The 23,602-nt window shown below is 64.6% G+C and carries 27 protein-coding genes; 16 read left to right on the plus strand and 11 right to left on the minus strand.

From position 1 onward, the window contains the following. The first annotated feature begins 6 nt into the window (after positions 1–6). The gene (locus tag Har1129_RS10195; RefSeq protein ID WP_151100548.1) at positions 7–618 is read left to right on the plus strand and encodes a hypothetical protein; all 612 of its coding nucleotides are present in this window, start codon (positions 7–9) and stop codon (positions 616–618) included. Here the strand turns inward: Har1129_RS10195 and Har1129_RS10200 are convergent. From Har1129_RS10200 to Har1129_RS10215, 4 genes are all read right to left on the minus strand, one after another. Then, positions 599–979, minus strand: a complete 381-nt coding sequence (locus Har1129_RS10200; RefSeq protein WP_151100549.1) for a hypothetical protein — start codon at positions 977–979, stop codon at positions 599–601. The two genes, Har1129_RS10195 and Har1129_RS10200, sit on opposite strands and share 20 nt — an antisense overlap. A gap of 2 nt (positions 980–981) precedes the next feature. After that, on the minus strand, positions 982–1,191 hold the full coding sequence (locus tag Har1129_RS10205) for a hypothetical protein (protein ID WP_004516669.1): 210 nt from the start codon (positions 1,189–1,191) through the stop codon (positions 982–984). A 75-nt stretch (positions 1,192–1,266) separates the two neighbouring features. Further along, positions 1,267–1,989 carry a methyltransferase domain-containing protein gene (locus Har1129_RS10210; RefSeq protein WP_151100550.1) on the minus strand — a complete coding sequence of 241 codons (723 nt, stop codon included), beginning with the start codon at positions 1,987–1,989 and terminating at the stop codon, positions 1,267–1,269. Between the two features lies 1 nt (position 1,990). Next, positions 1,991–2,383: a nascent polypeptide-associated complex protein gene (locus Har1129_RS10215; protein WP_151100551.1), complete on the minus strand. Its 393-nt coding sequence runs from the start codon at positions 2,381–2,383 to the stop codon at positions 1,991–1,993. 146 nt (positions 2,384–2,529) lie between these two features. Here Har1129_RS10215 and Har1129_RS10220 point away from each other — a divergent pair, with 146 nt between their 5' ends. After that, a complete protein-coding gene (locus Har1129_RS10220) occupies positions 2,530–3,480 on the plus strand; it encodes an AEC family transporter (RefSeq protein WP_151100552.1) in 951 nt (316 codons plus the stop codon). Here Har1129_RS10220 and Har1129_RS10225 read toward each other — a convergent pair whose 3' ends face one another. Together Har1129_RS10225 and Har1129_RS10230 are read right to left on the minus strand one after the other, a co-directional pair. Continuing rightward, the gene (locus Har1129_RS10225) at positions 3,481–3,792 is read right to left on the minus strand and encodes a hypothetical protein (RefSeq protein WP_225307797.1); all 312 of its coding nucleotides are present in this window, start codon (positions 3,790–3,792) and stop codon (positions 3,481–3,483) included. Between the two features lie 174 nt (positions 3,793–3,966). Beyond that, positions 3,967–4,434: a PUA domain-containing protein gene (locus tag Har1129_RS10230; RefSeq protein WP_151100554.1), complete on the minus strand. Its 468-nt coding sequence runs from the start codon at positions 4,432–4,434 to the stop codon at positions 3,967–3,969. Between the two features lie 588 nt (positions 4,435–5,022). Between Har1129_RS10230 and Har1129_RS10235 the strand changes: the two genes are divergently transcribed. Further along, positions 5,023–5,205 (plus strand): hypothetical protein, encoded by a 183-nt coding sequence (locus tag Har1129_RS10235; RefSeq protein ID WP_151100555.1) that lies wholly within the window; start codon positions 5,023–5,025, stop codon positions 5,203–5,205. A gap of 124 nt (positions 5,206–5,329) precedes the next feature. Here the strand turns inward: Har1129_RS10235 and Har1129_RS10240 are convergent, their stop codons facing one another. After that, positions 5,330–5,827: an NYN domain-containing protein gene (locus Har1129_RS10240; protein ID WP_151100556.1), complete on the minus strand. Its 498-nt coding sequence runs from the start codon at positions 5,825–5,827 to the stop codon at positions 5,330–5,332. 171 nt (positions 5,828–5,998) lie between these two features. Between Har1129_RS10240 and Har1129_RS10245 the strand changes: the two genes are divergently transcribed. The 8 genes from Har1129_RS10245 (at position 5,999) to Har1129_RS10275 (ending at position 12,634) form a co-directional block, all read left to right on the plus strand. Beyond that, complete coding sequence (locus Har1129_RS10245) at positions 5,999–6,238, plus strand: hypothetical protein (protein WP_151100557.1); 240 nt, start codon at positions 5,999–6,001, stop codon at positions 6,236–6,238. A gap of 253 nt (positions 6,239–6,491) precedes the next feature. Continuing rightward, positions 6,492–7,412 carry a 4-hydroxy-tetrahydrodipicolinate synthase gene (gene dapA / locus Har1129_RS10250; protein WP_151100558.1) on the plus strand — a complete coding sequence of 307 codons (921 nt, stop codon included), beginning with the start codon at positions 6,492–6,494 and terminating at the stop codon, positions 7,410–7,412. After that, entirely contained in the window at positions 7,409–8,158 is a 750-nt protein-coding gene (dapB, locus tag Har1129_RS10255; RefSeq protein WP_151100559.1) for a 4-hydroxy-tetrahydrodipicolinate reductase, read from the plus strand. The genes dapA and dapB overlap by 4 nt, the downstream gene beginning before the upstream one ends. Before the next feature lie 197 nt (positions 8,159–8,355). Next, positions 8,356–8,487: a hypothetical protein gene (locus Har1129_RS21205; protein WP_255518343.1), complete on the plus strand. Its 132-nt coding sequence runs from the start codon at positions 8,356–8,358 to the stop codon at positions 8,485–8,487. Positions 8,488–8,573: 86 nt separating this feature from the next. Next, positions 8,574–9,404 carry a 2,3,4,5-tetrahydropyridine-2,6-dicarboxylate N-succinyltransferase gene (locus Har1129_RS10260; protein ID WP_151100560.1) on the plus strand — a complete coding sequence of 277 codons (831 nt, stop codon included), beginning with the start codon at positions 8,574–8,576 and terminating at the stop codon, positions 9,402–9,404. 345 nt (positions 9,405–9,749) lie between these two features. Then, on the plus strand, positions 9,750–10,211 hold the full coding sequence (locus tag Har1129_RS10265) for a hypothetical protein (protein ID WP_225307798.1): 462 nt from the start codon (positions 9,750–9,752) through the stop codon (positions 10,209–10,211). 60 nt (positions 10,212–10,271) lie between these two features. Then, positions 10,272–11,507 (plus strand): diaminopimelate decarboxylase, encoded by a 1,236-nt coding sequence (lysA, locus tag Har1129_RS10270; RefSeq protein WP_151100562.1) that lies wholly within the window; start codon positions 10,272–10,274, stop codon positions 11,505–11,507. Beyond that, entirely contained in the window at positions 11,507–12,634 is a 1,128-nt protein-coding gene (locus tag Har1129_RS10275) for a M20 family metallopeptidase (RefSeq protein WP_151100563.1), read from the plus strand. Before lysA ends, Har1129_RS10275 begins: the two co-directional genes overlap by 1 nt. Before the next feature lie 16 nt (positions 12,635–12,650). Here the strand turns inward: Har1129_RS10275 and Har1129_RS10280 are convergent, their stop codons facing one another. From Har1129_RS10280 to Har1129_RS10295, 4 genes are all read right to left on the minus strand, one after another. Further along, on the minus strand, positions 12,651–13,295 hold the full coding sequence (locus Har1129_RS10280; RefSeq protein ID WP_151100564.1) for a phosphoribosyltransferase: 645 nt from the start codon (positions 13,293–13,295) through the stop codon (positions 12,651–12,653). An 87-nt stretch (positions 13,296–13,382) separates the two neighbouring features. Next, complete coding sequence (locus Har1129_RS10285) at positions 13,383–14,690, minus strand: MFS transporter (RefSeq protein WP_151100565.1); 1,308 nt, start codon at positions 14,688–14,690, stop codon at positions 13,383–13,385. 90 nt (positions 14,691–14,780) lie between these two features. After that, complete coding sequence (gene purB / locus Har1129_RS10290; protein WP_151100566.1) at positions 14,781–16,163, minus strand: adenylosuccinate lyase; 1,383 nt, start codon at positions 16,161–16,163, stop codon at positions 14,781–14,783. Between the two features lie 48 nt (positions 16,164–16,211). After that, entirely contained in the window at positions 16,212–16,766 is a 555-nt protein-coding gene (locus Har1129_RS10295; protein ID WP_151100567.1) for a hypothetical protein, read from the minus strand. 133 nt (positions 16,767–16,899) lie between these two features. Here Har1129_RS10295 and purH point away from each other — a divergent pair, with 133 nt between their 5' ends. The 5 genes from purH (at position 16,900) to folP (ending at position 23,469) form a co-directional block, all read left to right on the plus strand. Further along, positions 16,900–18,480, plus strand: coding sequence for a bifunctional phosphoribosylaminoimidazolecarboxamide formyltransferase/IMP cyclohydrolase (gene purH / locus Har1129_RS10300; protein WP_151100568.1), 1,581 nt, complete (start codon positions 16,900–16,902; stop codon positions 18,478–18,480). Positions 18,481–18,564: 84 nt separating this feature from the next. Then, positions 18,565–19,551: a formate/nitrite transporter family protein gene (locus Har1129_RS10305; RefSeq protein ID WP_151100569.1), complete on the plus strand. Its 987-nt coding sequence runs from the start codon at positions 18,565–18,567 to the stop codon at positions 19,549–19,551. A 36-nt stretch (positions 19,552–19,587) separates the two neighbouring features. Continuing rightward, positions 19,588–20,127, plus strand: coding sequence for a hypothetical protein (locus Har1129_RS10310; protein ID WP_151100570.1), 540 nt, complete (start codon positions 19,588–19,590; stop codon positions 20,125–20,127). 42 nt (positions 20,128–20,169) lie between these two features. Next, positions 20,170–20,883: a hypothetical protein gene (locus Har1129_RS10315; RefSeq protein WP_151100571.1), complete on the plus strand. Its 714-nt coding sequence runs from the start codon at positions 20,170–20,172 to the stop codon at positions 20,881–20,883. Between the two features lie 114 nt (positions 20,884–20,997). After that, positions 20,998–23,469: a dihydropteroate synthase gene (folP, locus tag Har1129_RS10320; RefSeq protein ID WP_151100572.1), complete on the plus strand. Its 2,472-nt coding sequence runs from the start codon at positions 20,998–21,000 to the stop codon at positions 23,467–23,469. Positions 23,470–23,602 lie beyond the last annotated feature (133 nt).

Below are 23,602 nucleotides of genomic sequence, written 5' to 3' on the forward strand. Positions count from 1 at the left end.
CAGCCCGTGCCCACTGATCCCGCGTTCCCGGACGTGCCCACCGACCGGTTGCGCGACGGCGGCTGGGAGCTCGTCGACGAAAGCGTCGAGACCGTCTTCGAGTTACCGACAGCCCGCGTCGAGGGGGCAACGAAGGTGTACGACGCCGCCGAGACACGCGAGGCCGTCCGGGATGCGGTCGGGTTCGACAATCAGTGGCGGTTCTTTTTCGCGACCGCGCTGTCGTTTACGCCGTCGCTGGCACCGGGCATCGGGCCGGCAATGATTCTTCCGACGGTCCGTTCGGAGGCGCAGTCGGCCTTTGCCGACGAACTGGCCGACAGAGGGTTCGAGTCTATCGAACGCGGACGGAGAGAGCGGGTCCGCGTTGACAGCGGCGACCGGGCGCGACTCCGGACCTACAGTGCTGAACTCTATCTCGACGCAATCGACGTGACGCTGGCGATTACCGGCTGGGTCGGCGTCTGGCACAGCGACGGGTTCCGCATCGCCGCCGGGGCGTATCCGGACCAGTCGCTGTCGTCACTGCTTGAGATTGAGAATCCGCCGGAACCACTCCAGCGGACGCCGTCGGACTACCGATCTGAACTGCTGGCCCTCATCCGCGCCGTGGCGTAAGCGCCAGCAGCAGTCCGTCGAGGAACAGTTCGACCGGGCCGAGCCCGAGTCGGTTGGCGAGCGAACTCGGGACGGCGTCCGCACCGAGGCGGGCGACGGGCGCGCCGCGAACGCGGATCTCAGCCGTCAGTCCGGCAGCAGCCAGTGCCCCGGCCACGCTCCGTCCCTCGACCGGTCGGTCCCGCCAGAGGGAAAACGCCGCCCCGAGCGACGGCAGGTCGACGGCGACGAGGTCGTCGTACCCGCGGATGGTGAACGCGACTCCGTCCCGCTCGACGGTCAGGTCGGCGTCGACGAGGAGGTCCGGCTTTCGCTCGATCAGGTCGAACAGATCACCGACCGCCTCCGCCGTGGTGACCACTGTCAGTCGTTATCGCGTGTCGTGATGGTCAGCGTCCCATCGACCCGCCAGCGAGCGTGTTCGGCGTCCTCGCCGGCCTTGCTCGGGACATCGACTTCCATGTCCTCGAAGTCATACGTTATCTCGGCATTGCGCCCGGTCAAGCGGTCATAGAGCCCGATTGCGAGGTCTGGCCAAGTTGTCGTCTCCATCGGCGTTTCTGATTCGCTCATACGATACAGTGTACGTGCTACTACATGTTTAAAGTCGACCCCAACAACAGGGGTTCGGCGGGAAGACAGAAACTGTCAGGGCCGCCGCGCGAACGTCAGGTAGCCGGTATGGCCGACGCCGCCGGTCGAGGGTCGGGAGCCGCGGTCGTCAAAGTCCATCTCCCGCTGGATGGTGTCAAGCGTTTCGACGCCGTCAAGGCCGACCTCGGTGGCTGTCTCGACGACCTCGCGCGTGTTCTCCACGAACGGGGAGTACACCGCAAGCGACCCGCCGCGGTCCAGCAGCGTGGGCGTTCGCTCGACCACAGTCGGGGCGTCCGCTGTATCGAGGGTCAGCACGTCAAAGCCCGAGAGGTCGTCGAGGTCGTCGGTGATATCACCGGTTCGGACCTCGACGGTGTCCGCGACGCCGGCGATTTCCATGTTCTGGCGCGCGACCTCGGCGAACTCGGGGTCTTGCTCGTAGGTCACCACGTCAGCGCCGATGCGGCCCATATACGCGCTGAGGATGCCCGTTCCGGTACCAGCGTCGAGGACGCGGTCCGCCGCTGCCACGCCGGTCTTGCCGACGACCAGCCCCACGTCGCGGGGCATCATCGGTGCGCCGGTGCGTTCGAGATGCGTGAACAGGTCCGGGCCGCGAAGTCGGCGGACGGTGAAGCCGGTGCCCAGATGCGTCTCGACGACATCGCCCGGTTCCACGTCTTCGGGGACCTCCAGAATGCCGAGGTCAGACTCGAAGCGCTCGCCGGGGTCCAGCAGGTACTCGCGGTCCTCGTGGACGAAGAGGTACGCCACGTTACTCCAGTTCGTCGACCGCGTCAGCGAGGTCGCCGTCGTTGGCTTCGAGTGCCTCTCTTGCTGTGTCCTCGTCGACGCCGGCCCGCATGGCGACGAGTTCGACGTCGTCCTCGTCGACGCCGGAGTCGCTGGCGGTCTCGTCGGTGTCGTCAGCCGTCGCGGCCGAGCTCTCACCGGAGCCGAGTTCGCGGCTCTCTGGCTCACCGACGACCTGATACGTTTTCTGGCCCTGCGCTTCCATCAGCTGGACCTCCGCATCGTCGAAGACGAGCTCCTCGTCCGGGGTGCGAATAATTACTTCCTGCGCATCGATGTCCTCCATGTCGATGCCCATCTGTTCCATCATCTGCTTCATCTTGCGCGGGTTCATCCCGCCGCCTCCGCCAAACATACGTAGGACTGGCGGGGCAGGGCAGAAAAGCGTAGCGACCCGGGCTCGGGCCGACGCTTGGCGCGGAACGGGCGGGTCGTGGGGCCGAAACCGGCACGCTCCCACAGCTTCGTAACGATTCTAAGGCTCGCCCGACCATTCCCGCCGTGTCACTGCTGTCCATCTTCGCCACGGCGATCCTTCCAGTCGTCGTCGTGGCTGTGGCCGGCTTCGCGCTCGGTCGGGTGAAAGGCACCGACCCCGACGCGCTCAACACCATCACGGTGTACGTCCTCGCGCCCGCGCTCGTCGTCCACAGCCTGACCACGTCGACGCTGGCCGGCGACACGATTTTGAGCGTCGTTCTCGCCGTCGTCCTGTTCACCGCGGCGATGCTCCTCATCGCGGAGGGCGTCGGTCGCCTCACGGGGCACTCGGAACCGATTCTCGGTGCGTTCGTCCTCGTCTCTATCTTCCCGAACACGGGCAACTACGGTATTCCGCTGGCTGATTTCGCCTTCGGTGCGACAGGGCGCAGTACGGCCGTTCTCGTGACCGCGTTGCAGGGCGTGTTGCTCTACACGCTCGGGATCTACATCGCCGCCCGAGGCAGCGGCGGCAGCCCGCTCGCTGATATGCGCCGCGTGTTCGGTGTTCCCCTCGTCTACGCCGTCGTCGCCGCGCTCGGCCTTCGCTGGCTTGGCGCGGTGCCGCCCGTGGACTCGACGGTGATGCAGACGCTCGAACTGCTGGGCAACGCCTCGATTCCGGTAATGTTGCTCATCCTCGGCATCCAGCTATCGAACGTCGACGGGAACAGCGATTTCCGGTCGGTCAGTATCGCCAGCGTGATGAAGCTCCTGTTGGCCCCAGTGCTCGCGTTCGCCGCGGTGCTCGCGGTCGGCTTCCAGAACCAGACGGTCGCGCGAGTGGTCGTCCTGCTGCTTGCGACGCCGACCGGCGTGACGACCATCATCCTCGTCGGCGCGTTCAGTCACGGGGCCGGAGCAGACTCGCCGAGCGAACTCGTCAGCGCGACGGTGTTCCTGACGACCGTCGCCAGTGCGGTGACGGTAACAGTGTTAGTCTGGCTCTTGCAGTCCGGACTGGTGCTGTGACTACTCCTCCCAGAATATCTGGATCTCGTCCGGGTAAATTTCTACGTAGTGGTTCGACCCCGCCCCAACGTCGAACCGTTCGATACTGAGGTCACTGGTCCGCGTCAGGCCGCCGTCGACAGCGACGGTTAGCGTGTACTCCCCGGGCGCGTGGATGTCTGGGTCGTACTCCACGGCTTCGTCGGCCGCCAGCGTCACCGTCTCATCAACCAGCGCGGTCCCATCGTGCGTAAGGGTGATCGTGACAGTCAGTTCGCTGTCCGTGGGGTTGTGGACGACGAACAGAATCGGGTCGTCTGGGGGCGGTGTCACCGTCGGGGTTGTCGCTCCTTGTGATGTCGTGGCGGTGGGCGTCGACGCTTCCCTCGCTGTCGAGGCGTCACCACCGGGAGCGGAACAGCCCGCGATTGGAAAGAGGGCAATCGCAGCGAGAAGCGTTCGGCGGTGCGTATCGCTCGTCTCGGAGGAAGCGATAAGTGCTTTCTGTCAGTCCTCAGCGCCCTGTCGAACCTTCACGGCCATGCCCGTCTCGAAGTCGTCCATACCGCTGCCGGGCAGTTCCGCGCGGCCGACGGCGAGCAGATAGCCGTCCTCGTGGACGACGAGGGCTTCGTCGCCCGGGCGGAGTTCGCTGTCGGCGGACTGGACGAACTTCGCGAAGGCGTTGCGGCCCTCGCGGATGAACGGCTCGCTCTCGTCGCCGACGACAACGCGGTGTCGCGACGCGTCGAACGCATCGAGGAGTCGGTTCCCGCCGGCAAGCCCGAGTCGAAAACGTCCGTCGTCACCGTACGTGGCGACGCGGCCGTCCGTGGTATGGATCTGCCGCGGACGGCCGGAACTGGTATGTGTTACATCGAGGGCGTCAGGACCTGCAAACAGCGCAGTCCCGCCACCACCGCCGAACTGGTAGTCGGCCGCACGACGGAGCCCGCGGAGCTCGTTGTCACTCATTGCTCCTGTTCGATGCCGGGTGATAAACCGCCTTTCGGTCTGTCCGTCCTGCCGTCCGAAACACGCTGAAACGAATCGTAGGTCCGACTGTGGCTGCCCGAACCACGGCCGGCCGAAATCGTGTGGCGATGGTGAATGCCACTCCCCCAATCCGTTCCGGAATCAACGGTCCGGCCCTATGGGTGACGGAATCCCGAACCGGAATGCCGTTGGTTCGCTCCGTCAGTCGCCCCGGCCCGAGTCCACGGGGCGTGTGCCTCTGTATCCGATCCGCGGTCAGAGATCCGACCACGTCATCTAGAACTGCGGTGGGTCTCCGTCTCGCGCCTGTTCCGTGACGAGCAGTCGCGAGGGTGTCCGACACTCCTCAACACATGGCAACACGCCGTCTCTGTGACCCAACTGGTGGAGGGCACTACGAGGGGATGTATGTGCTGCTTCAGTTATGCAGGTGGGCCCGAGAGATCGTTCTACCGGGCCGGAGCGGCGGTGTCTCTCCGGAGACTATGGTCATTGCTTCCTTGTAACATACTTTCCCCGTCGGTTTTGGGGAAATTTATACCGGATGACTTCCAAGTGACTGGTGATATGGCTACAGACACGCGAAAAGTTATTCTGGGCGCTGCGCTGCTGGTGATAAGCACTGTACTCATCCTTGGTACAGGGGCAATCAACATCGGCATCCCGGCCGCTGCCGGAGCGCTAGCTGCACTGGGGTTGGCCGCCGGGGCCCTCCTCGTTGGAACGTCAGAAGACGGTCGTCCGGTCTAATCGCTGAGAGAGTCTTTTCCTTCGATGGCAACCCAGAAACAAGGAGCGGTGAGCCCGTCGAACCGCAGGAAGCTATGTTCGTGATTGGCACAGCGACGGTGTGACCGCCCACACACTGGGTCGGCTATAGCAGGAATCGATCGGAGTCGTCGCTCATGTCGATAAACCCGTCAACGGCCGCTTTGAGGTCTTCGGAGGACGACTCCTCGAAGCCCATCGCCTCGACGCGACAGCCCTCGTGGCGGAGATAGCGACACACACGAGCGAAGTCGCCGTCGCCGGTACAGAGCACCACCGTATCGACGTGATTCGCCAGCGAGACCGCATCGAGACTCATCCCGACATCCCAGTCGGCCTTCTTCGATCCGTCCTGAAATGTCTTGATGTCCTTGATGCGCGTCTCGAAGCCGATGTCGACGAGCGCTTCGAAAAACGACTCTTCCTCTGGCGAATCCGCGCGGATGACGTAGGCGATAGCGCGGGTCAGTTCACGGTCGTCAACGGCCTCTTGCAGTAGTGCCTCGTAGTCGATGTTTCGCGAGTAAAGACTCCGGGCAGTGTGATAGAGGTTTTGCGCGTCGGCCAGTACGGCCACGCGTTGTCCCGGATGTGAGACAGTCATACCCTGATTTTTCTCCCGGACTGGGATAGGTTTTCGGGGTTTGGAGAACGGCCCGAGCGTGTCAGACTGGCAGCCAGTCCGTCCTCAGCGAGAACACTGCCAGACGTGATGGTGTAAACGTCACCGAGTATTTGTTGTCGTGCTCGGAGTCCAGAGCGACGTGAGTGTATCATGACGGCTACGTGTGGGTACAGCCACGACGTCTCCGGCGAGCGGTTCGATGCCCCGATCACCTACACGAGACCGCTCGGGTTCGTCATTTTCAGTATCGTCAGTTTCGTTTCGATAATCCTTGGGCTTCCCGAGGCGGCTGGGACACTACTGAGCTTCGTTATTGCCATCGAAGCGTTCATCGGCGGATTCACCATTGCGCTGTTTGTCGTTACACTCACACGGTCGATCAGTCGCTGAGCCGGTGTCTACACCGGACGCACCGTCGGACAAGAGCGCAAGCGATAAGTCCCTCACAGTTGATCAAATAGATATGCGACGACGCGCCACGACTTCGCCGGGACCGCTGACCGCTAGCCAGCGCGTCGTCTCGAAAGCAAAACGCAAGCAGTCTTTCTGATGGCTCGTTGCGGGCGTAGCGACCCCGTCCCGGGCCGCCTTTTCAGGTATCGACAGACCGGACACCCCACCCAACAACATAACAGACACAGCAATGACAGATATCGACTTCCGCGGCGTGTTCCCAGCGATGTGCACGCCGTTCGATCAGGACGGCAGTATTGACTTCGAAACGCTCCGAGAAGACGCCCAGCGGCTCGAATCCGCTGGTGTGGACGGGCTTGTTCCCGTCGGCTCGACCGGCGAGTCGGCGACGCTCTCACACGATGAACACATCGAGGTCGTCGAGGCGGTCATCGATGCTGTCGACGACGTGCCGGTTATCGCCGGCTCAGGGTCGAACAACACCAAGGAAGCACTGGAGCTATCCCGGCGCTCCGCCGACGCCGGCGCTGACGCCCTGTTGCTCATCTCGCCGTACTACAACAAGCCCGAACAGCAGGGGTTCATCGACCACTACACGACGCTGGCTGACGCCGTCGACCTGCCACAGATAGTGTACAACGTCCCCTCGCGAACGGGCCAGAACATCGAACCGGATACCGCGGCCGAACTCGCGACACACCCGAACATCCGTGCCTACAAGGCCGCAAGCGGCGACATGAACCAGATTTCAGAGATCATCGAACGTACCCGGGACGAGGACTTCGCGGTGCTGTCCGGCGACGACGGGATGACGCTGCCGATGCTGTCGGTCGGTGGAACCGGCTGTATCTCCGTCTCAGCCAACATTGAACCGGAGCGCACCTGCGCGATGGTCGGTGCGGCGCTGTCCGGCGACTTCGAGCGAGCGCGAGCGATTCACCACGAACTCGGCCCACTGTTCCGCGCGATGTTCGTCGAGACCAACCCCATCCCGGTCAAGGAAGCCATGCGAATCCGGGGCTACGGCCCGGCACATCTCCGCTCGCCGCTGACACGGCTCTCCGACGAGCACCTCGACCATCTGCGCGACGTGCTGGCGTCCCTCGAAACCGAGGACTTGGAAGACGAGTACGCGGAGGCCGAGCGATGACGCGGGTGGCGGTCAACGGGGTCACCGGCCAGATGGGTGGCGCCGTCATCGAGGCCGCCACCGACAGCGAAGTCGTGGTCGGTTTCGCCACGAGCGACACGGACGCGGTCGACGGCGTCCCGGTCGTCCATCCGACGGACGCCGCCGCAGCGCTCCGGGAGTACGATGTCGACGTCGTGATCGACTTCGCCGTTCCCGAAGGGACGCTGGCCGTCGTCGAGGCCTGCGTCGAGACGGGCGTCCCGATGGTCGTCGGGACCACCGGCTTCGACGAGGACGGGATGGCTCGTCTAAGCGCCGCCAGCGAGGAGATTCCGCTGTTGAAAGCAACGAATTTCTCGCAGGGGATTCAGGTCCTCCAGCGCCTCGTCAGCGAGGCGGTCGGTACGCTTGATGACTACGACCTCGAACTGATGGAGACCCACCACAACCGCAAGGTCGACGCCCCGTCGGGGACGGCCAATAGTATCCTCAACGTGATTCAGGAAGAGCGCGACGTGGAGCCGGTGTACGGCCGGGAAGGGCACGCCCCGCGCGAAGACGACGAAATCGGCGTGTTCGCCCGCCGCGCCGGCGACATTCGCGGCGAACACGAACTCGTGCTGGCCGGCAACGACGAAGTCCTCTCGCTCTCCCATCGGGCCGAGGACCGCGGCGTGTTCGCCGCCGGTGCACTCGATGCAGCGACGTGGCTCGTCGGCCGTGACGCCGGCTGGTACGAGTTTGGCGACGTAGTGGACGCCTGAGAAGGAGAGAGCAAGCACCACAGAGAGTGTGTCAGCCACGTGGCGAAGTCGCTGATTTCTCGTCTGGACAGCGGAGCTGAGAAGCCACCCTCTGTGAGATGGACAGTCCCTGAAAACTAGTATGTCATAATACACACTCGAATACTTCTCTTGATATTACGGTTAGCCTTATATATTAGAATTATCGAATACCGTGTATGGCTACGAACCAACGCGTACAACTGCCAGCGGCCGACTGCCCGCGGTGTGCCAGTGAATTCGAAGTGACGACGCCACGCATCAGTATGTGTCAGGAATGCGGGTACATTCCCGGACGCGGGTCCGACTGAAAGAACGGCATTCGAAGAATGTGATATGGTAGCATACCCGTCCCGAAACCCCGATAGGTAAGCCCCCGGCATCGCAACCGAGTAGTATGAGCCTCAAAGCCGATATCGACGACCTCTGGCAACTGAAACAGGACGGCCTGTCAGCGACTGATGCGACCGATGATCACCGTGCAGTGCTTGATGAATTCCTCGCGGCACTGGAAGCCGGCGAGGTCCGCGCCGCGGAGAAGTCCGGCGGTGAGTGGGAGGCAAACGCTTGGGTCAAGCAGGGTATTCTCCTGAACTTCGGCCTGCGCGAGACCGGCGCTCGCGAGTACGGCGGCGTCGACTACCACGACGTGCTCCCGCTCCGAGAGACAGCGGACCTCGGCGAGCGCGGCACACGAAACACGCCGGACGGCACGACCATCCGCCGGGGCGCATACCTCGGTGAGGACTGCATCATGATGTCGCCCTCCTTCGTCAACATCGGGGCCTATGTCGGCGACGGAACGCTCGTCGATTCCTGTGACACCGTCGGCTCCTGCGCCCAGATCGGCGAGAACGTCAAGCTCGGCGCGAACACGCTCATCGGCGGCGTCCTCGAACCGGTCGAGAGCGCGCCGGTCATCGTCGAGGACGAGGTGTCACTGGGCGCTGGCTGTCGCGTCACCAGCGGGTTCGTCGTCGGCGAAGGGTCGATTGTGGGCGAGAACACGCTTCTGACGCCGCGGATTCCGGTGTACGACCTCGTGGAAGATGAGGTGCTGTACGGCGAGCTGCCACCGGAGCGGCGCGCGTTCCAGCGGTTCGTCGATTCCTCGGTCGGCGAGAACGACCTCATCCCCGGCGGCGCGTACAAGCCCGCCGTCGTGGCGACCGACGTGGAGGAGGAGACACTGGAAGCGACTGAGAGAGAAGACGCGCTTCGGGAGTAGCGAGGAAGCGACCAGAGGGAAGCTTCCTCGACGGAACGGCGAACGTCGTGAGCCGTGGAGTAGCGAGATTCTGAGCGACGCGAAGAATCTCGATACGCGAGCGGGAACGGAGTGACCCGCGAGCAGCGGCAGGCAGTGTTTTCGAACGAAAACCGCCGGCTCGACATCCCCTCAGACAAACACTGATGCCTGATTCTCACAGCCAGCGAACATGTAAGGCCACATTACCGGCAGTACACTATCGGCTGGTATTTGGTACCATGGGTCAAATATGTTCGCATGAGCCAGCAACACGTCAGCACTCGCGTTGCGAATCTGATACGGTTCAAATGGGTCACTGGAGCGATGAGTGGACTTGTCGCCGGCATCGGGATGGGAATCGTCTTCCACGCGGGGGCGAACCTCATGCCGTTCGTCGGAGCGCTGTACGGGTGGCCCACAGTCGTCGGCGGGTGGGTCGTTCACCTAGTGAACAGCGCCGTCGCCGGGTTGGTGTTCGCGGTCATCGTCTCCCGGCCGATTCTGCGGGAGCAGACAGCCTCCGTGGCGGAGAGCGTAGCCGCAGGGGTCGTGTACGCAGCCGCTATCGGGCTCGTTTCGACCGGTCTTCTGTTGCCGCTCTCGATGAATATGCTCGGCGTCCAGTCGTTCCCGGAGCCGCTGGTGCCGCTGCCGGGAATGCTCGGGAGTTTCCTCGTCATTCTCTCGGTCGGCGTGGCGCATCTGGTGTACGGACTGCTACTGGGTTCGACATACGCGCTGTCCCGGGAGCGACTCGCGATGGAGACGGTCCCAACGGAGGGGTAGCGCCTCCCCGAGTGGCCTGAAGCGGAACCCTTGTTAGCCACCGACGCTGTGGTTTCCTCAATGAGCCACGATTCGCCGCCAGTCCGCCGCCTCGCGGACTGGGACCATGAACGCCTCGAAGCGGTGGCTGCCGAGCACGGCACGCCGCTGTACGTCGTTGACCTCGGCCGCGTCGCCGAGAACTACGAGCGATTCGCCGCGGCGTTTCCTGATGCCCACGTCATGTATGCCGCGAAGGCCCACACCGGTCAGGCCGTCCTCTCGAAGCTACTGGAGACTGGGGCCGACATCGAATGTGCGGCTTGGGGAGAACTCCAGCGGGCCATCGACGCCGGCGCAGATCCGAACACGCTCCAGTATACGGCCGTCAATCCGCCCGAACACGACCTCGATTACGCCGTCGAACTGGCCGCCGAGAATCCCGGACTGACGATTACAGCAGGTGCGCGAGACACCTTTGACCGCCTCGAAGAGCGGGGCTACGATGGCCGGGTCGCCATCCGAATCAATCCCGGCATCGGGACGGGCCACCACGAGAAAGTAGCGACAGGCAAAGACGCCAAGTTCGGTATCCCCTACGACGAAGTACCCGAAGTCGCGGCCGACGTGCGCGAGCGCTTCGATCTCGTCGGCCTCCACGCCCACGCCGGCAGCGGCGTCCTCCACGACGACTTAGACGACCACTGCCGGGCCATCGCCAAGGTGGCCGACATGGGCCGGGAGGTCATCGCCGACGGCGCGGCCCTCGACTTTGTCGATTTCGGCGGTGGCTTCGGTGTCCCGTACCGGGAGGACGTCGAGCCGCTGGATATGGAAATCGTCGGTGAGAAGGTCCGCGAGGCGGTCGGGGACCTTGACGCGCAGATCAAACTCGAACCCGGCCGCTACGTCGTCGCTGACGCCGAGTGTATCCTCACAGAGGTCAACACCGTCAAGGAGACGCCGGCAGCGACAGTCGTTGGTGTCGACGCCTCGCTAGCGACGCTCATCCGACCGGCGATGTTCGGCTCATATCACCCGATTCGGAACGTCACCGCGCCGGACCGCGAGGCCGAACCCGTCTCTGTCGGCGGCCCCTGCTGTACGAGCGCCGACGTGTTCTGCACGGACCGGCCTATCGCTCGGCCAGAGCGGACCGACCTGCTTGCCATCGGCAACGCCGGCGCGTACGGCTACGAACTGGCGAATCAGTTCCACTCCCAGCCACGGCCCGCCGAAGTTGCCTTCGAGGGCGGCGAGACGAGAGTCGTCCGGGAACGCGAGACGCTGGCGGACGTGACCCGTATGGAACAGTAATGGCGTTCGACATTCCCTCGTTCCACCGGCAGGCCGTCGAGACGCCCTCTCATGAGAGCGTCGACGAGATGCGCTCGCTACTGGTCGACACGCTCGAAGATGCCGGCGAATACCCGGAGATAGACGACCTCGGCAATGTCGTCGTGTCACGCGGCGATGACGACGGGACCCACATCCTGCTCAACACGCACATCGACACTGTCCCGCCACATCTACCCTACGAGCGGCGAACGGAGCCGCCGGGGGTGGACGAGGCTGTCGATGGCACCGGCGGCGACGGAGAGGGTGACATCGTCTGTGGCCGCGGTGCCTGTGACGCGAAAGGCCCGCTCGCGGCGCTTCTCGATGCGTTCCTCACCGTGACGCCCGACAACGGCCGGGTCACGCTGGCGATTTCTACCGACGAGGAGACGACACAGACCGGCGGCGCACATCTCGCGGACACTATCGACGCCGACGGGTACATCGTCGGCGAGCCGACCGGCCTCGACGTCTGTACGGCCGCCCGCGGCCAGTTCGAGGGAACCGTCACCATCCACGGCGAGAGCGCCCACGCCGCCGACCCCGGCAGCGGTCACAACGCGATTCGGGCCGCCGCGCCGGTCTTACAGGCGATGGAAAGCTATGATGAAAAGAAAGGCCCCGGCGAACACGAGACGCTTGGGCACCCCATTCTCACCCCGTCGATGGTAGAGGGCGGCGAGGCGACCAATCAGGTCCCGGCGCAGTGCACCATCACGTTCGACCGCCGGAGCGTCCCCCCGGAGACCAGCGAGTCGTTCTGTGCCGACCTGCAGGCCCACCTCGAACAGTGGCTCCCGGACTCGATGGAACTCTCTGTGGACCTCATCCGCCCGGACACGCCGTTCCCCGAGGCGTTCGCGACCGACACCGACGCGGCGCTGGTCCGCACGCTGCAGGAAGCAAGCGGCGGCGGGGTTCGACAGTTCGGGGCCGCAACGGAAGCTTCGTATTTCGCGAGCAACGGGCCGACCGTGGTATTCGGCCCCGGTGATCTGAGCGACGAAATAGGTGCCATCGCCCACTCGAAACGCGAGTACGTCCGTCTCCCGGAAGTGCGGACCGCTGCACGAGCCGTGCGAGAGACGGTCGAACGGCTGGTCTGAGTCGGCACATCACGACCTACGCAGACCGTCGCCGGACGAGATCAGACAGTGCCGTCGTCGCTTCCTCGTCTGTCACGCTCTCGAACTCCTCGTAATAATCCGCGGTGGCCTGAAACGCCGCCGGTTTCAGCGGGACGACGACGTCGTCGGCCCACCGCTGTACCTCCTCGAGTACGTCCGGTGGTGCGACGGGGGCGGCAGCGACGACATCGTCGGCACCCGCCTTCCGCAGGCGCTGTGTCGCGACGCGCATCGCCGCGCCCGTCGGTATCCCGTCGTCGACAAGCAGGACCCGTTTGCCAGCCACGTCGAGCGGCCCCCATGTCTCGCCGTAGTCGACGGCTCGCGTCTCAACAGTGTCGCTCGCATGCGTCTTCGCCTCCTGTACGTACTCCCAGTTCACGTCCAGAAACCGCATCATCGGGCTGTTGATCCACGAAAAGCCGCCCGGCGCGACGGCCCCGATAGTCAACTCCGGGTGGTTCGGTGCCCGTATACGTTGTATGACGATGACATCCATCGGGAGTCCGGTCGCGTCGGCGACCACGTTGCCGACGGGGATGCCGTTCGGTGCGAGCGTGACGACGACATCGGCGACGACATCCCGCCGGCGCAGCGCGGCTACAAGCTGTTGCGCCGCATCCGAGCGGTCTGTGAACATATACCACTATATGGAGTCACACATCCTAATTATTCCGGTTAGTGGCATCCGTGGCGTGCTGACCGAGCAGCCGACTGCGGCCCCGATTCAGTCTTGGGGCACTGGCTGCTCCGGTTCTTGCCCGAGGTTCAGCGTCTCCTCGACCTGTGTATAGGTTAGAACGAGTCCGACAAACGCGAGCGCGGCACCGGCAGTAAAGGGCGTACTGAACGAGCCGACGTTGTACAGCAGGCCCGACGCCAGCGGCCCGATAGCGACGCCGAGACCGAACGCCATTGTCAGGACAGACAGCGTCGTCCCGGACCCTCTCGCGCCGGCCAGATCACCGGCGAGTGCGAGCGATGGAGCGAACACGAGCGCGACGGCGATGCCCTGAATGAACCGCGCCAGAAGCATGAGCCACGGGCCTGTCACGATACCCTGTACGAACACCGACGGGACGAGGATGACGAACCCGGCGACGATGAACGGTCGCCGGCCGAAGCGGTCGCTCGCTCGACCGATAGGCACCTGAAAGACGACGTTCGCGATGACGACGGCGGCAAACTGGACGCTGAAAAACAGCGTCGACTCGTCCAATCGCATTCGAATCGGGCCTTCGAGCGTGGCAAACAGCGCGATGGTGGTCGCCATCATGAACGTGCCGACGCCGAGGACGAACACCGGGTCCAGCCCCTTCCCTCTCCGGTCCAGAATCGCTATCGAGAGGTCTTTGCCCGCCTCGGCATCGAGCGGCGGGTCCTGAATCAGCGCCCACACGAGGGCGAAGCTCACGACAGCGCCCAGCACGGCGACGGCGAAGGCGGCGGTGAAGCCGGATATCGCGATGCCGGCGAACCGGTAGGTCACCACGTCGTTCGCGGAGAGTCCGCCGGTGATGACGACACCGGCGATTATCGGCCCGAAGCCGAAGCCGATGAGCCGGAAGGTGTTGAACACGCCGAAGTTCCCGCCGCGCTCGGCGTCGCTCGCCGCGTAGTCGTTGACCAGCGCCACCGTCGCCGGAATCGTAAAGGCCGCACCGAGTCCCTGAAACGCCCGTGCAGCGAGGACCGTCCAGTACGAGGAGAGGAACGGGTAGGCCGCGCTCCCGATAGCGAACAACACCAGTCCGGTGAGGACGAAAATCCGGCGCTTGCCGGTCCGGTCCGAGAGCCGCCCGGTGAAGGGCTGCCCGAAACTGTTCAACAGGCCAAACAGAGAGAGCACCAGTCCGATAAGCGTCTCCGTCTGAAGCGTGAAGCCGAGTACCTGTTCGCCGACGATACCGGCAAGCGACACCTGTCCGCTGGCGATGTACAGAGGGAGAACAATGATGAGAAACGAGTTCCCGAGCGCGTCTGCCATCCTAGCGAACGCAAGCGTCAGGACTCGCGAATCAGTTCCGAGGACCATCTACCGGCTACGAAGGCGGCCACGCCCCTGATAGTTGTGTTCGCCGCGGTGGTCCGTCGATCCGAAGACGGCACTGGCGGGGCAACACCCTCAGATATCGTCGGCCTGCTGCTCCGCAATTCCCGTGTACCCGGTCGGCGTCAACGCTTCCAGTTCGGCCCGCACCTCGTCGCTTACGTCGAGGTCGGCGAACATATCGTGGAAGTCCTCGATAGTGACCTCGCGGCCCCGCGTCGCCTTCTTCACCTGCTCGTAGGCGTCGGCGTACCCCTCGCGCCGGAGGATGGTCTGGACGGCTTCACCGATGATTTCCGGCGTCGCGGTCAGGTCATCGCGCATCACCTGCTCGTTGGGGACGACTTTCGCCAGCCCGTTCTGGCACTTGCCGTAGCCGATGAGACAGTGGGCGAACGCGGCCCCGATGTTGCGCTTGACCGTCGAGTCCGAGAGGTCCCGCTGGAGCCGGGAGTTCGTGACGTAGTCGCCGAGGAATCGGAGGTCGGCATTCGCCTTCGAGAGGTTCCCCTCGCTGTTCTCGAAGTCGATTGGGTTGACCTTGTGGGGCATCGTCGAGGAGCCCGTCTCGCCCTCGACGGCCTCCTGCCCGAGATAGCGGTCCGAGACGTAGAGCCACACGTCCAGATCGAGGTCCAGAAGGATGTTGTTCGCGCCCCGCAGCGCGTCGAACAGGACCGCGAGGTCGTCACAGGGGTTGACTTGTGTCGTCAGCGGTTCGTGGTCCAACCCGAGGTCGGCGACGAACGACGCCGAGAACGCCGGCCAGTCCACGTCGGGGTAGGCGGCGACGTGGGCCGCGTAGGTTCCCGACGCGCCAGCGAGCTTTCCGGAGAGGTCTTCGGCGGCGCGCTCGACCCGCGTGATGGCCTGACCCAGCCGCGAGGCGTAGACGGCCATTTCCTTGCCGAACGTCGTCGGCGTCGCGGGCTGGCCGTGGGTGCGGGCGAGCATCGGCACGTCGGCGTAGGTGTGAGCCATCTCCACCAGCGTATCCCGAATCTCGCGGAGTTCGGGCACCAGCACCTCTTCGGCGGCGGGCTTGACGAGCAGCCGCTGGGCGAGGTTGTTCACGTCCTCGCTGGTCAGCCCGAAGTGAATCCAGTTGTCGGCGTCGAGGTCCTCGGGCATGCCCAGCCGGATGAAGTACTCGATGGCCTTCACGTCGTGGTTGGTCGCCGCGTACTCGCCGTAGCCCTCTGTCTCCAGTTGCTTGACGACGCTCGCGTCCTCGTCGTCGAACGCCTCGTACAGCGCCCGGAGCGTCGCGCGCTGGCCGTCGTCGATAGACAGCGGCGTGGCGTCGAGGTCCGCGAGCGCGATGAGATACTCGACTTCCACTTCGACGCGGGCGCGCATCAGCGCCCGCTCGCTGGCGTACGGGACGAGCGGTTCGGTGTAGCGGGCGTATCGGCCGTCGAGCGGTGAGACGGCGGCCAGTGGCCCTCTCTCGGTCATACCCGAGTGTGCGCGGGAGTCGCGAAAAAGCGTGTCGTTCCGGCGCTGTCAGTTCAGCCAGCCGTAATCGCCTTCGGCGTCGCCGAAGCGGCCGTCCGGCGGGTCGAACCGGTAGAGGTCCTGTCCGAGTGCGGCCCATGCGAGGCCGTAAATGGTTGCCGTCACTGGCTGGATGTCGAATCCGAGAAACGCGATGGTCCCGATTCCCAGCAACACACCTAGCCACGGTGGCTGGATGCGCGTCCTGACGATGCCGGCCGCGACCAGCAGCGACCCGCTGACCAGCACGAGCACGCCGATTCCGATGATCGCCTCGCCGCCCCCGTCGAGGAGGCGGAGCAGTTGTCCGGCCGCGAAGACGACACCGCCGACCGCGCCGACCCACGCCCCGATAGTGCCGGGCCGCTTCATCCGTGCGCCATAGAACTCCTCGATGGCGTAGTGGCCGACGACGATACCGAGTGTAGAGACGGCGATTCCGGCCAGAACAGATTTATTCGTGGCTGTCTGTCCGGTCGCGGACAGCGCCACGGCCCAGCCGATCCAGACGAGACCGCCGACGGCGGCGACCGCACCCGAGCGCTGACACCGTAGCTTCGCCATACGGGCGAGTCGGCAGCGGGCTACAAATGCACACCGGACCGACACGACTGACAGACAGTGTGGCCCGGTCCCACGGCACAGGCCAGCCGGGGGTTTCGCAACAACTTTGCACGGGCCGGTCCGTCGGTCCCACATGAAACTCGCCGGTATGGCCAGCAACCGCGGCCGAAATCTCATGAACATCGCGGACCGCGCCCCGGGCGGGGCGTCCTTCGCCGTCGTTCTGACCAACGACGCCGACGCGCCGGTACTCGAAGCGGCCGCCGAGCGCGGCATCCCGACCGAGGTCGTCGAGCGCGACGAGGACGAGGCACGGGAGGCCCACGAGGAACGCGTTCTCGACGCGCTCTCGGAGTACGACTTCGACCTCGTCACGCTGGACGGCTATATGCGCGTCCTCAGCGAGACGTTCCTTGAAGCGACACCGACCGCGTTGAACATTCACCCGAGTCTCCTGCCAAACTTCACCGGAGCGAACGCCCACGAGCAGGTCCTCGACGCCGGCGTGAAGGTGACGGGCTGTACCGTCCACGTCCTCGACGAGAGCGTCGACGGCGGCCCCATCGTCACGCAGGAACCCATCCCTGTCTTCGAGGACGACGACGAGGACAGTCTCAAAGAGCGCGTGCTCTATGAGGGCGAGTTCACCGCCTACCCCCGCGTCATCGAGTGGTTCGCCGAGGACCGCGTCACCATCGATTGGGACGAGGGGACGGTCTCGGTGGACGGCGACGACGGCGGCGACTTCCCCGCCCGTCGCATCGTCTCCGACGACCTCGCGTCGAGCCTTCGCTACGGGGAGAACCCACACCAGAACGCCGCGCTGTACACCGACACCACCGTCTCGGAGGCCAGTGTCGTCCACGCCGACCAACTCAACGAGGGCGCGAAGGCGTTGTCGTACAACAACTACAACGACGCCGACGGCGCCTTGAACCTCATCAAGGATTTCGAGGAGCCCGCTGCGGCGGTCATCAAACACACTAATCCGGCTGGCTGTGCGACCGCCGACTCCGTGGCCGACGCCTACGAAAAGGCGCTGTCGACGGACCCCATGAGTGCCTTCGGCGGCATCGTCGCGCTGAACCGCGAGTGCGACGCCGCCACCGCCGAGCAGATCATCGACTCGTTCAAGGAGGTCGTCGTCGCGCCCGGTTACACCGACGCCGCGCTCGACGTGCTGTTCGAGAAGGACAATCTCCGCGTGCTCGACGTGAACGAGAACTTCGAAGTCACCGACAGCCTCACGGAAAAGCCACTCGTCGGCGGCCGCCTCGTTCAGGAGCGGGACACCCAGCACCTCTCGGCCGACGATCTGGAGGTCGTCACCGAGCGCGAACCGAGCGACGAGCAGATCGAATCGATGCTGTTCGCTTGGCACACGCTCAAACACGTCAAGTCGAACGGCATCCTCTTCGCCGACGGGACGGAAACGGTCGGTATCGGCATGGGGCAGGTGTCCCGGGTCGACGCTGTCCGACTGGCCGCGATGAAGGCTGACGAACACGCAGAAGGGAAAGACGCCGAGGGCGAAGTGATGGCTTCGGACGCCTTCTTCCCGTTCCCGGACGGCATCGAGGAGGCCGCCGACGCCGGTATCGAGGCGGTGATCCAGCCCGGCGGCTCGAAGAACGACGAGAGCGTCATCGAGGCCGCGGACGAACACGACATGGCGATGGTGTTCACCGGTCAGCGGTCGTTCCGTCACGACTGACCCGTCGTAACAGCGGCACAACTCATTGTTCCACACTGTCTGCCAACGAAAGAGGTTTTGTCACGGCCTCGGAACCCGGTGTCGATGGCAGACAACAACGACAGGGAGGAAGCTGTCCGCGACGCCGTTGACGTATCTCGAAGCGGAGCGCCGGCGGGTGGTAGTGTCATCCGGGACCGGTTCTCCGCCGACGAGATATTCCAGCGCATCATCGTCGCGGCAGACGAGGAGGTGACAGTCGGGAGCCGAGAACTGTTCTTTGCCGGCATCGCGGGCGGGTTCGCTATTACCGTGACGTTCATGCTGTACGCGTCACTGTATGCGAAGACCGGTGGGGACCCGATACTGAGCGCGCTCTTGTATCCGCTCGGGTTCGTCTTTATCATCCTCGGCGACTACCAGCTGTACACCGAGAACACGCTCCCGCCGGTCGCGCTCGTCCTCGAACGACTGGCGAGCCTCCCGTCGCTACTTCGCATCTGGGGCGTCGTTCTGGTTTCGAACGTCTTCGGCGGGATGCTCGGGGCACTCGCGCTGGCGACGACCGATGTCCTCTCAGACGACGCAGCGGCGGCCGCCGCCGGCTTCGCACAGAAGGCCATCGAGACCTCTCAGATCACGCTGTTCTCGAAAGCAGTGTTCGCCGGCCTCATCGTCGCCGGCGTCGTCTGGGTCGACTACTCGCTGCGGGACAGCATCTCCCGGCTCGTGTTGATTTACATCTCGTTCTTGGCGATTCCATTCGGGAACCTCTATCACGTCGTCGTCTCCGCGACAGAGATGTTCTACCTCGTGTTCATCGGTGAACTGGCGCTATCCGTCGGTCTCTGGCAGTTCGTCCTGCCAGTACTCGTCGGTAACTCCGTCGGCGGCGTCGTCCTCGTGACAGTAGTTAACTACTTCCATACGACCGAACGACGGCTCGAAACAGCGCGAGAGGAAGGGTCTAAGCGCCAGCTCACCATCCGGGAGTGGATCTGGGGCAGATGGTCCGCCTCCGGCCGCTCGTACGTGCCGGCGACTGACGAGGTTCCCCGAAGCGATCCGGAATCGCGAGAGAACGAGCGCTGACATAAACCATTTCAACGCCCTCCGGCTATCGTTGGTGTGAACTGGGTGAGAGATAACCGCCTCCTGCTTCTGTTTGCCGCCGTCGTTCTGACGACGCTGGGGGCTGTCGGGCTGGGAATCGTCGGTGTCGTCGCGACAGTCGGGGCGCTTCTGGGTGGCGGCGCGGTTATCCAGACCTTCGCCGGGTTCCTGCTTGGCACATTGTTGCTGGTGGGCGTCGACATTGTCTTCTCAGTCGCGCTGGTCCGTGCGTTAGCCCGGCGGGCATCGGTACCGAAGAGCCAGCGCGTCGCCGGCGGGCTCGCCCGTCTCGAAGCAACCGTGCCACCACTGGCGTCGCTTGGTCTCGCCGATATGTTCGCGCCGCCGGAGCCGACAGCCGAGGAGCGACACGAGGAGCTGACGCGCCGGTACGTCGAGGGGGAACTCTCCGAGGCCGAGTACGAGCGGGAGTTGCAGGCGCTTCTCGGCGAGACCGAAAACCCGGATACGGACCTGCAGAGCGCCGCCGGCACCGAAACCGAGCAGTCGCGGCCCACGGCGACCGATACCGAGACCGAACCGGCCCGGGAATAGCACTGAGCGGGTTTTACATGGTCGCCCGACGACAGGTGAAATATGGACACACCTACGTTTCTCGAAGTCGAGGCGGAGCGGGACGCCGTCGCCTCGGTGCTCGACGCCGTTCCCGGCGTCGCCGTTGTCGACGACACTGCTGTCCCAGCACCGGGACCAGCAGGGCCGGATGAGACCGACGATTCCGGCCCCAGCCTCACGGACCGCCTCGGCTCGCTGTGGCGACAGTGGGGGCTGCTCGGTACTGGGCTGTCCCTCATCGCGCTGGGCGCGGCAACAGCCGGGCTCTGGTGGTACCGCCGCCGCAACACTGACCGAACCGATATCGGGAACACCGGCGAGGGCGCGTCGGAGTGGGCCACGGAACGTCCGGGCGAGACGCCCCCACCGGCGGAATCGGCTGTTGACACGCCATCGCCAGCGGACACGCAGTTCGAGCCGACCGCAGCGGTGGACGATGCCGAGGATACGCTGACCCCAGAAGCGCAAGAAACGGCGCTGGCCACAGAGAGGCCACAGACTACGTCCGAGTCCCGACGCCAAGACGCCCAAGGAGATGTCGAGCCGGCTGGCGTTACCGGCTCGGAGACCGAGGCGGAGACGCTTAAGCGGGACGAGACAGAGCGAGATGAGACAGACACCGATGAACGACCGGGGGCGAAAATCGACCCGGCACCGCTGCTTGGTGCTGCGTTCCTGATTCTGTCGAGCGCGGTCGGTCGGTGGGCCACGCGCGACCGTAGTAACCAAGCGTAACGCCGGGCTCTGGCTCCGTCACCTCAACGGGTGAGCGGGCTGTTCGGAGCGTCTTCACGTCGGATATACGCAACAGTCCGACAGGCTAAAGCGAACGGCTCCGATAGCCCGACCATGGAGTTCCACGAGGCCGCGAACTTCCTCTTCGAGTTGCGCCGGTTCGCCTCGCGACCCGGTACTGATGCCACGCAGGACCTGCTCTCGTCGCTCGGTGACCCACAGGAGGGGCTGCGCTGCGTCCAGATTGCGGGGTCCAACGGGAAGGGGTCTACCGCGCGAATGGTCGAACGAACGTTGCGGGAAGCCGGCCTCGATGTCGGACTGTACACGTCCCCACATCTCGACGACGTGCGCGAGCGGATCCGTATCAACGGCCGGAAGCTCTCCGAAGCCGCCCTCGTCGAGTTCGTCGAGTCGGTCCGGGCGTACGTGACTAAACAGGGCGCGGCCAACGATTCCCCCACTTTCTTCGAGACAATCACCGCGATGGCGCTGTGGGAGTTCGACCGCCAGAACGTCGACGTCGCGGTGCTGGAAGTCGGCATCGGCGGCCGGTACGACGCCACGAGCGTCGTCGACCCGGTCGCCAGCGCCGTCACGTCCGTGACGCTTGAACACACTCACATCCTCGGCGATACCGTCGAAGAAATCGCTCACGACAAGGCCCACGTCGCCCCTGACGACACCCCACTTGTGACCGGCACGACCGGCGACGCGCTCGCCGCCGTCCGCGAGGTCGCCGATAGCGTCGTGACCGTTGGGAGCGCAGTCGAGACAGAACAGGAACCGGCCGAGGACGAGCCCGACATCGCGGTACACTACGGCGGTCGTGAAGGATTAGAGGGGGCGGTCTCGGTCGAGGGACCGGACTGGTCAGTCGAGACGCACCTCCCGTTGCTGGGCGCACATCAGGCACAGAACGCCAGTATCGCGGCCACCCTGTGCCGGCAGGTCGCAGATGTCTCACAGACCGACCTCGAACGCGGCCTGCGAAACGCTCATTGGCCCGGTCGGTTCGAGGTGATGAACGAGTCACCGCTGGTTGTCCTCGACGGGGCACACAACCCCGGGAGCATCGAGCGCACCGCCGAGACGCTGTCCTCGTTCGACTACGACGACCTCCACGTCGTCATCGGCGCGATGGTCGACAAGGACCACGAACGCATCGCCGCGGCACTACCGGACACGGACCACGTCGTCGCCTGTCAGCCGAACGTCGACCGGGCGGAGTCCCACCACGTTGTCGCGACAGCAGTCGAGAACGAGACCGACGCCACAGTCGAGACGCAAAGCGACGTAACTGGGGCACTCGATATCGCGCTCGATGCCGCCGAATCCGGCGACGCGGTCCTCGTGGTGGGGTCGCTGTACGCCGTCCGAGAGGCACGGACCGGCTGGTCGCGCTCGCTAGTCCCCAAACAGATCGACTCACTGGCCGAGGCCCGCGAGACCATCGAGAGCGCCCACGTCACCGATACGGGGGCTTGGCGGATGCGGGGGAAGGGCGTCCACCGCGTCCTGCGTACCCGCGTCCAGCCGCGACAGGCCCAGTACCTCAAGGAAGAACTGCTGTCGCTGGGTGGCGAGTGTGCGGTTTCCGGCCTGAACGGCCAAGACGAGGAGTTCCTCGACGTAGTCATGATGGCGACGATGGCCCAGTACAAGCGTCTCACAGAGAAACTAGACGGCCAGCCCCACGGGCTCGCGTCGTTCGCCGACGAACTGCGGGCGGCGCTGTCCATCCAGCAGCCCGAACCTGACACGTCGACAGCCCACCCGTGGGACGACGGCACGGCCGTTATGGGCATCTGTAACATCACTCCGGACTCCTTCCACGACGGCGGCGAGTACAACGCCGTCGAAGACGCCGTCGCCCGCGCCGAGCGGATGGTCGATGCGGGCGCGGACATCCTCGACATCGGTGGGGAGTCGACCCGGCCCGGTGCCGAACCCGTCCCAGTCGAAGACGAAATCGACCGCGTCGTCCCAGTCATCGAGGCGCTCGCTGATCTGGACGTGGCCATCTCCGTCGACACGCGGAAGGCCCCCGTCGCGCGGGCGGCCCTCGACGCCGGCGCGGACATCCTGAACGACGTCTCTGGTCTCGAAGACCCCGAGATGCGACTCGTCGCTGCCGAGTACGACGTACCCGTCGTCGTGATGCACTCCATCGAAACGCCGGTTGACCCCGACAGCGACATTCACTACGACGACGTGGTGCAAGACTGCATCGACCAGCTGACAGAGCGCGTCCTGCTCGCAGAGAAGGCCGGACTCGACCGCGACCAGATTATCGTCGATCCGGGCGTCGGCTTCGGGAAATCAGCTACGGAGGATTTCGAACTGCTCGACCGCCTTCCGGAGTTCGAGTCACTCGGCTGTCCGATTCTGGTCGGTCACTCCCATAAGTCGCTGTTCGGGCTGGTCGGACAGGAAGCGGGCGACTGTCTGGAGGCGACCATCGCCGGGACGACGCTAGCGGCCGAACGGGGGGCCGACATCGTTCGCGTCCACGACGTGCCCGAGAACGTCGCCGCTGTCCGGGTCGCCGAGGCGGCCCGTGATCCCCAGCAGTTCGAGGACTGAGTCGGCCGTCCGAACAGCCAGCCGTGAGAGTGTCATGACCGACGAGCACCCCAAATTTTGCACTTCCCCTTTATTTTTCTCACTGATGAGAATTAGGGGCGAACATATAACCCCCGTGTGGTTTGACTCCCGG

The organism is Haloarcula sp. CBA1129 (genome assembly GCF_008729015.1).
Classification (GTDB): Archaea; Halobacteriota; Halobacteria; order Halobacteriales; family Haloarculaceae; genus Haloarcula.